The sequence below is a fragment of the Anaerotignum sp. MSJ-24 genome (assembly GCF_018918145.1).
Lineage (GTDB): Bacteria > Bacillota > Clostridia > Lachnospirales > Anaerotignaceae > Metalachnospira.
Genome location: NZ_JAHLPX010000007.1, coordinates 98310 through 111824, shown reverse-complemented (window position 1 = coordinate 111824; position 13515 = coordinate 98310). Strand labels below are relative to the sequence as shown.

The following is a 13515-nucleotide window of genomic DNA, read 5'->3' as shown; positions in this document are numbered from 1 at the left end:
CCTTAGTTAGCTGATTCCTGTGCGTTCTGTTCCATGATTTCTGCAAGTGCCTGAACACGTGTCTCATACTGTGCAGGTGAGAATGCACGAGGGTCAGCCTGGTCACCATCGAAACTTACATAAGGTACGCCTGTTCTCTCTTTAACGAGTTCAGCTGTTTCTACATTAAGGAAGTCCATAAGCTTACAGCTTCTGTTAAGGTGGTATGTGATACCTGTACAATGTGTTGTCTCAAGAACTGTGCTGATAACATCAACTTTGTTTTCAAGACATGTGTTGCTGTACATCTTTGAGTAACCAGCAGCCATAGCTTCAAGGTCACCAACTTCATAATGGATTGACCAAGCACCGGGATATGTAGAACCAACAACGTTACAGTTGAGAGCTTTAAGAGGCTTTGATGTAGCTCCAAGGTAAGGCCATACAGCGATACCTTCCCAAGCTGTACGGAATTTTTCAACACCCTTGAATGTTGATGTACCGTTCTTTACATGCTCTGAAAGTTCTTCGTAAAGTCTGTTGAATGTAACTTCTGTATCATGTTTTGATCTTGCACAAACGATAAGTCCCATGTAGTTGAACATATCGAAACCGTTCATAGGTGAAGGTGTATGAGCACACATTCCCATAGCTCTGTCCCAAGCAGCTACTGAACGCTGTGTCTGCTCCTGAACCTTAACGAACTTGTCATAGTCGAAAGGTTTACCGCAAACGTCCTCAAGCTGTTTGATGCAGTACTTGAACTGATCAACGATGTATTCCTTAGCATGCTGTGATACAGGCATTGTGTGGTTGTAAGGAACGTCGATGATGATGTAAGGAATGTTAAGAGAAACTGCAAGGTTCTCATACCATTTAAGAAGTGTGTTACAGATATTGTTACATGTGATTACAAGGTCAGGAAGGGGCATTCTAGGTGCCGGACAGTTAGCAAGAGCTTCAGGTGTAACGCCTGTGATAGCTTCTTCCTTAAGAAGTTCCATGTAACCAAGATTTACTCTTGAATATGCACAAAGGTCAACATCGTATCCTTTGCTTTCTGATATGTTAATGATTGTTTCAGCATATTTCTTAGCACTGATAGCTGCTGCATGGTTTTCAGGATAAAGCATAACTATATCCATAACCTCACAAAATTCTGAAGGTGCAATTGAAGATGACCAGCAGATAAGCTGTCCGTTTTCATGTGCATTATAAGAATCAGAATAAGCTTTTTCCTGGAAATAACCTAACAACTGTTTTGAAGTCATTGTACTGAAATCTACTGCTTCGCTCATGTTTAATCCCTCTTTCTTTTAGTCTGATTATTTTTTCATAGCTTTTAACGCATCCTCATATGCGTATAAGGCTGCACCGAGTGCGCCTGCTACCTGTGAATTGGGAGCTACGATTACCGGCTGTTTTAATTCTCTGCTGATAGCACGAACAACACCGGCGTTCTGTGCAACACCACCGCTCATTACAACGTCAGGAGTTATGCCGCCTCTGAAAGCAAGGCCGCAAGCTTTAACGGCTACTGACTGATGAACACCTGCGATGATGTTTTCCTTTGAAGTACCCTGAGATAACTGAGAAATAACCTCTGACTCGGCGAATACTGTACAAGTACTGCTTATAGGTGCGGCTTCTGTTGCTTTTGCATCGTAATCCTGCATTTCTGTAATTGTTACTTCAAGAACTCTTGCCATAACATCGATGAAACGACCTGTACCAGCAGCACATTTATCGTTCATAAAGAACTGGCTTACGCCACCTTTTTCATCAAGTTTAATAGCTTTTGCATCCTGTCCGCCAATATCAATGATTGTTCTTGCTGTAGGTATAAGATGATAAACACCTTTAGCATGGCAACTGATTTCACTAACCTGTCTATCGGCCTGTTCAAAAGAGAAACGACCATAACCTGTTGCTACTACCTTTGCCATATCTTCCATTTTAAGTCCGCTCTCAGCAAGTGCTTCTTCAAGAACCTTCTGAGGACCAGTTGAACCAGTACCAAGCTGAACAACCTTTGAAGTTACGACACGATTGCCGTCTTCAAGAATTACAACCTTAGATGATGCAGAACCGACGTCAACACCCATTGTGTACATAAATAAAAACCTCCTCCAGTAATTAACCGCCAAGCAATCGGTAACCATCAGGGGACATTCATCGGTTTCCCGCAAATGTATCCTTACAGACCGTAAGTTCCTCGCAAAATACAGTCTGTATGTTGCCTAAAGCGATATATTTCACCGGGTAAGACATAATATCACTACGGACATTATTTCCCAAACCCTATAATCTATTGTACTCATTTGATTAATAATTGTCAATCAATAAAAGCGTAAATGTTGGTAATTTATCATATAGAAAATAACCTAAAAGCACCCCTTATGTCTTAGATATTATGTACAATAACACATTCACATTAAATTTTACATATTGCATAAAGGAAAAATTGACTAAATTAAATACTAAATTATTTAATTTCAAATTAATGTAAATTTAAAACTTTGCTTTATTTTAGACAAAATTAGCAATACATTTTTCATATACAAAAAGAGAACCGCATAAGCGGTTCTCTTCATTTTTTTAATTATTCGCCAACATATTCGGGATGCTCGCTAAGGAACTTTTTGTTCTTCTTGAAGCCGATTATAAGCATAGGTAAAACGATGATGAATACACCAAGGATACCACAATAGTTGTAACCGTATTTGATAACGTTTGTAAGACCAACCATTGAGAATGCCATTGAAATTACGATAGCGATTAAAGCGATTACGAATGAGCTAACTTTAGGATTCATGCTCTTAAATGCCTTTGTTCCCTGGAAACGAGGAATAAGACCGTAAACTGATGTTACACATGTTGATAAGAAGCAGAGGAAAAGAGCTATTGCGTAAACGATTTCAAGAACACTAACACCTAACTGTCTGCAAATATAGATAGTAGGAAGTGTTAAGTTTTCTGTTGCAAGGTAGCTGTCTGCACCTGTGTTGTACCAACCGATAAGCATTACGCAGCTGATACCAAGAGCAAGACCGTTCATAAGGAAGCCAAGGAAGCAAGCTCTTGAAGCATTCTTTCTTGTCTTAAGAACTGTACCAGCACCAACGAGTGCAGGGATCATAACTGACTGGAAACCAGCATATACAAATACTTTCCAGATAGCTGTACCAACGTGGTTAGATTCCATAGCGCTGTAAACCTGTCCAAGCTGTTCTGTTCTGCCTGCGATACCTAAGATAAAGATAATGAATACGCAGATAAGGATTACAGCTGACATTGCTGCTGATGCTTTAGCAACAAGGCCTGCACCGAACATAACAAGGATAAGTACCAAGATACCGATAATTGTAACACCTACGCCGTAAGGAATACCGTAGTCAACAAGAAGTGAAGCACAACCTGCGATAGCGGCTGAAACGGCACAGATAACGATGATCATGAAATAAATCTCAAAGAGAATTTCAAGCTTTGAATAAGGAGCCCACATTTCTTCGAAGAGCTCTTTGTAGTTGTTGAAACCATGGTTGTTACACATTGTGATTGCTTCTCTTGCAACGAGAGCAAGGATTGCCATTGAAATAACAGCAAAGATAGGAGCAAACCAACCATACTGTACATAGTACTGTGTAGCCTGGTTACCAGTTGCGAAACCGCCGCCGGCATGTGATCCAAACCATACAGATGCTACTGAGAATAATGTTGCAAATGATGCCTTTTTAGTATCTACACCTGACATATAAATTCACACCCCATTTTAAAATTGTAAAAGTACAAGTAACTCCTAATGCTTAGGATTTATCAATTTAAATATGTATAGTATAATTCCGATAAATCTGCATTGGTCAGCTTTCATATTGATGGCCATCATTAATTCAGCTAAAAATTGAATTACCATAATCATAAGGATTTCCATGTCCTATGTCCTATGACATTACCCAATGATGTATTGATATTACCTTATCGTTAATATTTTTTCAATCGGCTATTTCACCAAATTTTGCCCTTATAAATATACAAATGCATAAGTAAAAAATATTATATGTTAAAAATTGCTTATTTTCAGATGATTTAAGATAAATGTATTATGCTTGATGTTCATATTTTTGTGCTCTGCTCCGTTCAAAAACCGATTTTTGTTGTAATTTTTTTAACTAAATCCTTTTCAAAAATTGATTTTCAATAAAATAATCCTCATATAACAATACTGTTTGTCTAAAATAAGTATGTGATTTTTAACATATTTTAGTTCATTAGGTTTTATCAACACATGTTATTACTTAAGGAATTTTGCATTTTTTTCAAATCATTGTACATCGGACAACATATCTTGACCGTATAAACATATGACACAGATTATGTATGTATGCAAAAACCGCCCTCGGTAATAACCGAAGGCGGCAAATAGTCATTTTGCTGATTTTTTATTTAGCGTCTACCTTTGAAATATAGCTGATTAAATCAACAACCTTGTTTGAATAACCCCATTCATTGTCGTACCATGAAACGAGTTTTACAAAGTTATCATTAAGAGCGATACCTGCTTTAGCATCAAAGATTGATGTATGAGGATCTCCGAGGAAATCGCTTGATACTACATCATCTTCTGTATAGTCAAGAATTCCTTTAAGCTCGCCTTCTGATGCTTTCTTAACAGCAGCCTTAATTTCTTCATATGTTGCAGGTTTTGCAAGTCTGCAAGTAAGGTCAACAACTGATACGTCGATTGTAGGAACACGGAAGCTCATACCTGTAAGCTTTCCGTTAAGTTCGGGAATAACTTTTCCTACAGCCTTAGCAGCACCTGTTGATGAAGGAATAATGTTTGCAGAAGCAGCACGTCCGCCTCTCCAGTCTTTCTTTGAAGGTCCGTCAACTGTTTTCTGTGTAGCTGTTGTTGAATGAACTGTTGTCATAAGTCCTTCAACAATACCAAAGTTGTCGTTGATAACCTTTGTAAGAGGAGCAAGGCAGTTTGTTGTGCATGATGCGTTTGAAATAACAGTCATGTCCTTTGTATACTTGTCCTGGTTTACACCCATAACAAACATAGGAGCATCCGATGACGGAGCTGATATAACAACCTTCTTTGCACCACCCTTTAAATGAGCAGACGCTTTTTCTGTTGTTGTGAAAAGTCCTGTTGATTCAACAACATATTCAACGCCTGTATCTCTCCAAGGAATTTCTTCGGGATTGAAAAGTGCATATACAGTAATTTCTTTTCCGTTTACAACAAGTTTTCCGTCTTTGGCATAAACTTCACCGTTGAATCTGCCCTGTGCTGAGTCATATTTCATCATATAAACCATATAATCAACACTAATTGCAGGATCGTTGATAGCAACAACCTGAACATCATCTCTTGTGAGAGATGCACGAAGAACAAGTCTTCCGATACGTCCAAATCCATTAATACCTACTTTTACCATAAATTATTCCTCCTAATTAATCTTACTTATTAAAAATTAATTTCTCGAACATAGAAATTATATCACAAAACCTGTACATATTAAATACTATTTTATATATTTGAAATTATCTTTTTCTTCACAAAATATAAAATTTACATTTAATATCTCATATTTATTATATTTTTATTCATGGTTTTTACTTGTACTGAACTGAATATAGTAATAAAATAATACTGAGGTGATTTCATGTTCTTTATGATGGGTATTACTCCTGGAACAAAAAAATTTGAACAGCTTGTCCAAATAATATGTCCTAACTGCGGAAACGCCGGAAAAGCTGTTGTATATATGACTTATATGTGCTTGAGCTTATTTTTTATTCCGGTTTTTAAATGGAATAAGCAATACTACGTTGAAATGCAGTGCTGTGGTTCGGTTTATACATTAAATGAAGAAAAAGGAAAAGCAGTTGCGAGAGGAGAAGATGTGGTAATAACCTCCGATGATTTAACACCATACAGCAACGGAAATTATATAAGAAAATGCCCTAACTGCGGAAGTACCGTTGACAGCAATTTTGATTACTGCCCACATTGCGGAAGAAAGCTTTAAAACAGACTATGTACGAAGTCCCTTACAGGGGCTTCATTTTTTTGAGCCGCTTTTTACGGCATCATTTATCTTTTTAAGTGCCTTTTTTTCTATTCTCGAAACATATGATCTTGAAATTCCGAGCATATCGGCAATTTCACGTTGTGTTATTTCTTCGCCGCTGTAAAGTCCGTACCTCATTTTCAATATAAGCAGTTCTCTTTCGTTAAGCACATCTTTCATTTTGTTTATTATATCTGCCATTTCAATTCTTTGTCCTACTTCATCCGGAACAGGATTCTCCTCCGACCTTATTACATCCATAACCGTTATTTCGTTTCCGTCAAAATCATGTCCGACAGGATCCTGCAAAAAAATATCACCGATTGATTTTTTTGTACTTCTTATATACATCAGTATTTCGTTTTCTATGCACCTTGAAACGTAGGTAACAACTCTGACATTTTTTTTGGGATTAAAAGAATCAATCCCTTTTATCAGCCCTATCGTTCCTATCGAAACCAAATCATCAAAATCCGCAGAGCTCAATTTAACAGCCGATATATATTTTTTCGATATATGTGCAACTAATCTTAAATTATGCTCAATCAGTATATTTCTTGCCTCTAAACTTCCGTTTTTGTATTCTTTAATGCGGCGTATTTCTTCTTCTTCGCTTAATGGTTTTGGAAACGATACATTACCGATTCCGTTAAAGAATACACCCAAACCGTTCACCTCTTAAACTAACGGTCATATATATAATATTCAAAAAACATAAAAAATGAACCTGCTTCCAAAATAAATTCGAAAGTAGGTTCATCTTTATTTAATCTTCTTTTTTATCTTTATTGAATATATGCGACTTCTTTTCGCCGACTTTTGCCTTAATATTCTTAGTCTTTTCCTTGATTTTCATTTTCTTCAAAGGCTTATCTGCCTTTGACTTTGTATTTCCGTTCTTTTTATTTTTCTTTTTAATTCGTTTTATAACAAACACAGCAAGAGCAGCCAAAAGCAAACATCCGCCAATCATAGATTCCTTGCTTATCCCTGTTGACGAAGCGGCAATACAATATGTTGCATTTGTTCCGTCCATTTTCAGCTTGAGATAATGTCCGTTTACGGTAAAGTCAGCTTCTTTCCATTCCATACCGTCGAGCTTCCAAACCTTGGCTTTTCCGCCGCCGATATTGAGAAGCCTTATCGGAACGACATCATAAGATGTAAGATCTGTTCCTATAAGCGAAATATTCCATACGTTTACATTATCCTTAAATTTAGCCTCTTTAGGTGGTTCAATGTCACTGTCTGTTACATCAAGCACAGCCTTATCCGTAAATTCACCTTCGGCAAGAGCAAGTGCTTTTTTACCGTCGTCCTGTGTACGATTGCTTGCTACAACTGTCACCCAGTCGGCATATTCTGCCTCAGCAGTGAAGCTGTCTGTAACCTTTTCTGTTGCCTCTGCCGGCCATTCACCGTAACAGCCATCCTTTTCCGGAACCTCCGGAAGCTCTGCGGAATAAAGTCTTTCACCATATCTTACAGGTATAACCTCAACAATTTTTTCTCCGGCTTTGAAAGTAATATTAAAGCTCAAGAACTGGTCCGGAATGCCGTCTATGCCGCAAAGTGTATCATAATCAACAGGTTCGGCCTTACCCGAATAGCTTATTCCGTCAATCCCGGCAATTTCGTCACTTACAAAGTAGTTGTTTTCTATTTCACTGTCACTCATATCTGCATATCCGGATATAGCACCCTTGCATTCGTCTGAATTGTCTATTGTTACGATAGCAGCACAATTCTTAATTTCTGTTCCGCTGCCGGTAATACCTCCGACATAATTAAGTCCGCTTATTATACATTTAGCATAATTGAATCTTACCGGAGATTCTGTTCTTCCTATAACGCCGCCGACATAATCACCGTCTATACTTTCGACATCTCCGTAGTTTTCGCAGTAAAGCACAGTTCCGAGGTCCATTCTTCCCGAAATACCGCCTATACAATCCTTTTTGCCCGTTATTTTTGCATTATTTGTACAGCTTTCGAGAATAGACTTTGTTTCATATGAATTTTTGAATATGTTGCTGTCCGATAAATCATCCTCGGGATCAAGGTCAAATTCAATGCCCATTGTTCCGGCAATACCACCGACATTTTTATCAGCCTCTATTATTCCGTTATTCACACAATCCTTAATTTTTCCGAGTTTTGTTGCACTTATGTTTTCGTCAGATGTATCCTGAATATAATCAGATACTCCATCGCCGGAATTATCCGTTATATCAAGAATGGCATCAATCATTATGTCCATAATTACATTGAACTGATTATTTATTGCCTTAACATCATTCAGTATATCCTTTGTTGATGAATTAATCGATTCGTTAAGCCCGTCTATTTCATCGGAAATACTCGCAAGCGTTGAATTAAGATTATTTCCTGCATCACGGAAATCTTCACCCAGATCTCTGAAATGTATTGGATCCTCATTAGCAAGGTCTTCTGTTAAATCTCTTAAACCACCGACTGCATCGGTAAGATAGCCTGAGGCTTTTGACATTGTTCCGAGCGAATCTGCCATTTTGTCAAAGGCACTGCCCAAATCACCGGATATATCCTTAAGACCGTCCATAACGTCTTTTAAGTGCTTAATTGCCGCACTAACCGACGAAGCTGCGTCCTTTATCGAGCCTATAACTCCACTTAGGGATTTGAAAGCGTCCTTCACAGTTGCCCAATCTATATGTGTATTCTTAACAATAAAGCCAAGTGAATTTGCGGCATCAGCAATATAGCCGTTCATATCCTTGAGTGCTGTGCTGAGATTTGTCAGTGTATTCAATATTTCCTGCTTTGTTTCATCATCAGGGAATATTGTTCCGCTTTTGATAAGATTTATTATCTGGCTTATTGCCATATCTGCATTTCCGATAGCCTTTCCAAGCTCGGTCAAAGCTCCGTTTGTACTGTTTGTAAGCTTATCAACCGCATCTCTTATTGCCTCTTCGTTATCTCCGTCCGCAACAAGTGCCTTGGAAAGCTCATCAAGTGCATCTCTTACATTGCCGACTGCATCCTTAATAGCGTTGTTTGCGTCCTCAAGATCATCAAAAGCCTTTTCCGCATCCTTTGATGTTCCCTTTGCCGAATCAGCCGCATCCGAAAGCTTTGATACACTTTTCTTAAGCTGGCTTATCGCCTTTGTAAGCGCATCAGATGATGCTTCAACGTCATTGAGAATGTCAACCATTTTATCAAGCGAATCCGATAAGGTCGTTCCTATGTCATTGATTTCATCAATATTATCATCAACGAAATCAGTGCCTTCATCAAATATAACCTTTGTGCTTTCTCTTGCAGAATCGGCATAATCCGATATTGCCGTAAGACGGTTTGATACATCATCAGAAGTAGTTTCTGCCCTGTCAAGCATATAGTTTATCATGCTCTGCATTTTATCAAGCTCATTCTGCAATCTTGTAAGAGAATCCTCGGAAAGAGTGACAAGTATATACGGCTCTGTCTGTCCGGCTATACCGCCGACATCTTTTCGTCCATAAACCTTGCCTTCATTTGTACAGCCGGAAATATAGCCGGACTGTCTGCCGACTATACCGCCGACATTATATCCCATGTGCTGATAGCCTATTATTCCGCTATTAACGCAGTCCTGTATAATGCCGCTTGAATAGCCTACTATACCGCCTGTGTCTGTATGACTGCTGAGTGCAAAATCGGATTCATCAGATGAATCGCTCTCATTTATATTACTTATTACTGTACTTAAGTCAACATCTAAATCTATATTGGCAAGTGAGCTTTTTATATCCTCCGATGTTGTGTTTATACTGCATGATGATGTCGATTTTGCAACAGTGCCGAGATTTTTTCCGACTATACCGCCTGTGTTTTTCTTTCCTTTTACGGAGCCTCTTGCTTCACAGCCGGAAACCGTTCCGTCTTCGTTGTTAATTCCGGCTATACCGCCGACGGTTGTTTCACCGCTAACAACACCGGCAAATGTACAATCAATAACCGAACCGGAGTTATCTCCGACTATGCCACCGACAACATTTTTACTGCCGCCGGGAATAACACTTCCTATAACCATAAGGTTTTTAACAACAGCATCCTTCTGAATATACCTGAAAAGTCCTTGCTGTGAACCGGATTCCGAAAGCTCAAAGCCTACTATATTGTGTCCGTTTCCGTCAAACGTTCCGGCAAAGGTTGGAATACTTGTAAAACCGCTGCCTGTAAGGTCAATATCATTTTCAAGCATAAATGTCTTGCCCTTTGACCATGTATCAAGCGAGCATTTTTTTGCAAACTCCTCAAATTCATCTGTCGTACTTATTTTATATACGGAGCCGCTTATGTTTATTGCCTCTGCCAAAGCAGGCGTAACCTCGGAAAATATCATTATGAATGTTAATATAAAAGCCATTAATGTATTTAAAAAGCTCTTTTTATTATCAATATTTCTCATTCTGTTCCGCCTCCTTTTCGTTTGATTTTTCTGTTTCTTCTATATTTTCTTTAATGTCTTCAGAATTTTCTTTTTTCTTTTTATCCGCAATCATTAACGGATCAGTGCTTTCAACCGTACCGGATTCAATTTTTGCATTTATTGTACCGTTGAGAGTACCAGTAAAGTTACCATCAACCATACCGGAAATATATCCCTTTACATGGCCGTCAACACGCATACTGCCTGTTCTTGTCTGTATGATAGCAGGCTTTTTGAGTGTAAACGCTGTTTTTTCAATGATAATATCACCGAGTATAAGCAGCTGTGGAAGAATAGCCATAACAAGTCCTATTGATATGATTGTTCCTCGTCCAAGGCATATACCGATTGATGAAATACATCCGTCCGATGAAAGGAAGCCGATAAGTATACCAGCTGCCGCAAGAATCGAACCAGATGTAATGATTGTCGGGAATGCCTGGTTAAGCGTTTCAACAATAGCCTCTTTAATGGGCATATGTTTTTTAAGCTCCGTATAACGGTTTGTTATTACGATAGCGTAGTCGATATTGGCACCCATCTGAATTGAGCTGACAACAAGGTAACTCATAAAAAACAGATTGCTCTTCATCAGATAAGGGAAGGAGAAGTTTATCCATACGCTTCCCTGTATAACCAATATAAGCAATACCGGTATACCTGCCGACTGGAATGTGAACAGCAGTATTATTATAACGAATACTACAGAAAGAACACTTACCATTACGTTATCTGTTGCAAACGATGAAGAAAGGTCTAAATCACTTGTTGAATCTCCGACAAGCACACAGCCTTCATCATAATATTTAGCCGCTGTTTCATGGAGAGTAGTAAGGAAATCAAAGGTTTTCTGATCCTCCTCCGGGATATTGAGCTGTATTACAAAGCGGCTGTAATTCTCACCCTTAAGCTGTAGCTTTGCATCAGAAAGCTGATCGTTAAGATCCTCAATATCCTTTGTCATATCATCATCAAAGGAAACATATCCTTCCTGCATCTGGTCATAAAGGAACGAAAACATATCAATAAGCGGTACACCGTAGCTGTCTATTCCGCTTACAATTTTTCCGTATGTTTCGCCGTCAACAGCATATGCCGAATACAAAAGCCTTGCAACTTCAATATCAACATCTGCCAACTCCGAAAATTGTCGTGGCGTAAGCTTATCTGTCAGCACATATCCATCCATAGCCTCCACATTAGCAAGTCCGAGAACCGAATCAACCTCGTCCATTTTTTCAAGCTCTCGCAACAGCTTTCCTTCGGTATCATAATCCCCTGTCGGAACGAGCATAGCTATTGTGTTTGTACTTCCGAAGGTTTCATCAATAATTCGTTCCGCTTTATGCGAATCGCTTTCCACATATGTAGTAAGAGTACTGTAACCATATACATACGGACATTTATTTGAAAATACAAAGCCGAGAATAAGCAAAACCGCAAAAATAGGAGGCATGACATATCTTGATTTAACAGCAAAATGTCCCCATTTTGTTATCTTCGGCACAAAGCTTCTATGATGAGTTCTGTCTATAAGCGAGCTGAACGACATAAGCAGACCGGGCATAAGAGTGAATACGCACAAAAGGCTTATTATGATAGCCTTTATAAGTATGATACCCATATCGTAGCCTATTTTGAACTGCATGAATGTCATAGCCGCAAGACCGGACAATGTTGTAAGCGAACTTCCGCTTATTTCCGGAATAGCCTTACTGAGTGCCGTTATTGTTGCCTCTCTTGCCTCCATATGCTCACGTTCCTCTGTATATCTGTGGCAGAGAATAATGGCATAGTCAATGGCAAGTGCAAGCTGAAGAACTATCGCAACCGAGTTCGAAATAAAGGATATTGTTCCAAACATATAGTTTGTACCTTTATTTATAAGTGCCGCCATACCGAATGTAAGGCCGAGCACCGGTATTTCCATATATGTATGAGATGTAAATATAAGAACCGCAAGTATGATGCAAACGGCAATCATCATAACCGTCTGCATCTCTTTGTCTATTTCTTCCGCATGCTGGTCACCGACGTCGCTGTTTACATATAAGTCATAATCGCTGAGATCATTTGTTATTTCGTCCAAAGCTGTCTGGCACAAAGGGTTGTCGCTCTCTCCGTCGAATGTAACCGAAAAAAGTGCCGACGCATCTTTAAAATGATCTTCTGTTTCATCAAATTCAACCTGTTTTACGCCTTCTATATCTTCTATGTCTTTGGATATTTTTTCAGCCTGCGAATATGATATGTTGTCTATCATTACACTTGCCGTAGCGAATGTAGTAAACTCCTCATCCATGAGTGTAAGACCGCGTCTTGTTTCGGTTGAGTCCGGAAGATAATCCGTAAGGTCGTTATCAACCTTAACCCAGCCGCTTGAAATTACACAAAATATGGCAAGACCGATATAAACCAAATAAAAAGCCTTTCTTTTATCAACAATAAAAGCCGCTACTTTTTCAATAAAGCTCTGCTTTTCTTCCCCGTTGTCATTTTTGCTCATCGAAAACTTCTACCTCCGATTTCGTAGTATCATCAACTTTTTTTCCGGTAACAGCCATACAGCCTTTATTTGTATCAACCATTCCGTAAAGTCTGCCGTTTTTTTCATATACATGAACACTGAAATTTATATCCCCGATAATAGTATTTAATGTACAATTAAATTCGTATCTGCTGTTGTCAGATACTCCGTTATCAAATCTGCATGATGAATTAAGTATATCCAAACGTCCCGATAAATCAAAACCATTTTTATTCAGTTCGAGAAATCCTTTTTTTACTCCCAAAGGACTGTAAAGCTGAACCATATAATCATCAACTAACATATGAACACCCCCAACTATTGTATTTTACTTAAATTCTTCGAAAAAACCATATACAATTCTCTATGTTTTGTATGGTTACTATACATAAAATATTTTTTGTATAGTAATTTTAAAGTTTGCAAAGACGGTTAAATATGCTATAATTTTATATCCGAGGTGATTA

General features: G+C 38.4%; 9 protein-coding genes. 1 reads left to right on the top strand and 8 read right to left on the bottom strand.

Translation table 11 applies throughout. The features are described 5' to 3' along the window. Window positions 1-2: 2 nt before the first annotated feature. The 4 genes from KQI66_RS06785 to gap all read right to left on the bottom strand — a co-directional run bounded on the left by KQI66_RS06785 (window position 3) and on the right by gap (window position 5426). Window positions 3-1277, bottom strand: coding sequence for a 2-hydroxyacyl-CoA dehydratase subunit D (locus KQI66_RS06785; RefSeq protein ID WP_216427987.1), 1275 nt, complete (start codon window positions 1275-1277; stop codon window positions 3-5). A gap of 27 nt (window positions 1278-1304) precedes the next feature. Further along, the gene (locus KQI66_RS06780; RefSeq protein ID WP_216427985.1) at window positions 1305-2093 is read right to left on the bottom strand and encodes an acyl-CoA dehydratase activase; all 789 of its coding nucleotides are present in this window, start codon (window positions 2091-2093) and stop codon (window positions 1305-1307) included. Between the two features lie 488 nt (window positions 2094-2581). Further along, the gene (locus KQI66_RS06775) at window positions 2582-3733 is read right to left on the bottom strand and encodes a YkvI family membrane protein (protein WP_216427983.1); all 1152 of its coding nucleotides are present in this window, start codon (window positions 3731-3733) and stop codon (window positions 2582-2584) included. Window positions 3734-4418: 685 nt separating this feature from the next. Next, complete coding sequence (gene gap / locus KQI66_RS06770; RefSeq protein ID WP_216427980.1) at window positions 4419-5426, bottom strand: type I glyceraldehyde-3-phosphate dehydrogenase; 1008 nt, start codon at window positions 5424-5426, stop codon at window positions 4419-4421. A gap of 228 nt (window positions 5427-5654) precedes the next feature. On the opposite strand from gap, the gene KQI66_RS06765 reads away from it, so the two are divergent. Further along, window positions 5655-6020, top strand: coding sequence for a zinc ribbon domain-containing protein (locus KQI66_RS06765; RefSeq protein ID WP_216427978.1), 366 nt, complete (start codon window positions 5655-5657; stop codon window positions 6018-6020). A gap of 33 nt (window positions 6021-6053) precedes the next feature. Here the strand turns inward: KQI66_RS06765 and sigK are convergent, their stop codons facing one another. The 4 genes from sigK to KQI66_RS06745 form a co-directional block, all read right to left on the bottom strand. Next, on the bottom strand, window positions 6054-6728 hold the full coding sequence (sigK, locus tag KQI66_RS06760) for an RNA polymerase sporulation sigma factor SigK (RefSeq protein ID WP_253287703.1): 675 nt from the start codon (window positions 6726-6728) through the stop codon (window positions 6054-6056). Between the two features lie 100 nt (window positions 6729-6828). Further along, a complete protein-coding gene (locus KQI66_RS06755; protein ID WP_216427974.1) occupies window positions 6829-10500 on the bottom strand; it encodes a methyl-accepting chemotaxis protein in 3672 nt (1223 codons plus the stop codon). Further along, window positions 10487-13027, bottom strand: coding sequence for an efflux RND transporter permease subunit (locus KQI66_RS06750; RefSeq protein ID WP_216427972.1), 2541 nt, complete (start codon window positions 13025-13027; stop codon window positions 10487-10489). Before KQI66_RS06750 ends, KQI66_RS06755 begins: the two co-directional genes overlap by 14 nt. Further along, on the bottom strand, window positions 13014-13352 hold the full coding sequence (locus KQI66_RS06745) for a hypothetical protein (RefSeq protein ID WP_216427970.1): 339 nt from the start codon (window positions 13350-13352) through the stop codon (window positions 13014-13016). The genes KQI66_RS06750 and KQI66_RS06745 overlap by 14 nt, the downstream gene beginning before the upstream one ends. Window positions 13353-13515 lie beyond the last annotated feature (163 nt).

Bases quoted from the DNA above. Each gene is read 5' to 3' on its own strand.
- KQI66_RS06755 (WP_216427974.1), bottom strand. From the start codon at position 10,500: ATGAGAAATATTGATAATAAAAAGAGCTTTTTAAATACATTAATGGCT.
- KQI66_RS06745 (WP_216427970.1), bottom strand. From the start codon at position 13,352: ATGTTAGTTGATGATTATATGGTTCAGCTTTACAGTCCTTTGGGAGTA.
- KQI66_RS06785 (WP_216427987.1), bottom strand. From the start codon at position 1,277: ATGAGCGAAGCAGTAGATTTCAGTACAATGACTTCAAAACAGTTGTTA.
- KQI66_RS06765 (WP_216427978.1), top strand. From the start codon at position 5,655: ATGTTCTTTATGATGGGTATTACTCCTGGAACAAAAAAATTTGAACAG.
- KQI66_RS06775 (WP_216427983.1), bottom strand. From the start codon at position 3,733: ATGTCAGGTGTAGATACTAAAAAGGCATCATTTGCAACATTATTCTCA.
- KQI66_RS06750 (WP_216427972.1), bottom strand. From the start codon at position 13,027: ATGAGCAAAAATGACAACGGGGAAGAAAAGCAGAGCTTTATTGAAAAA.
- gap (WP_216427980.1), bottom strand. From the start codon at position 5,426: ATGGTAAAAGTAGGTATTAATGGATTTGGACGTATCGGAAGACTTGTT.
- KQI66_RS06780 (WP_216427985.1), bottom strand. From the start codon at position 2,093: ATGTACACAATGGGTGTTGACGTCGGTTCTGCATCATCTAAGGTTGTA.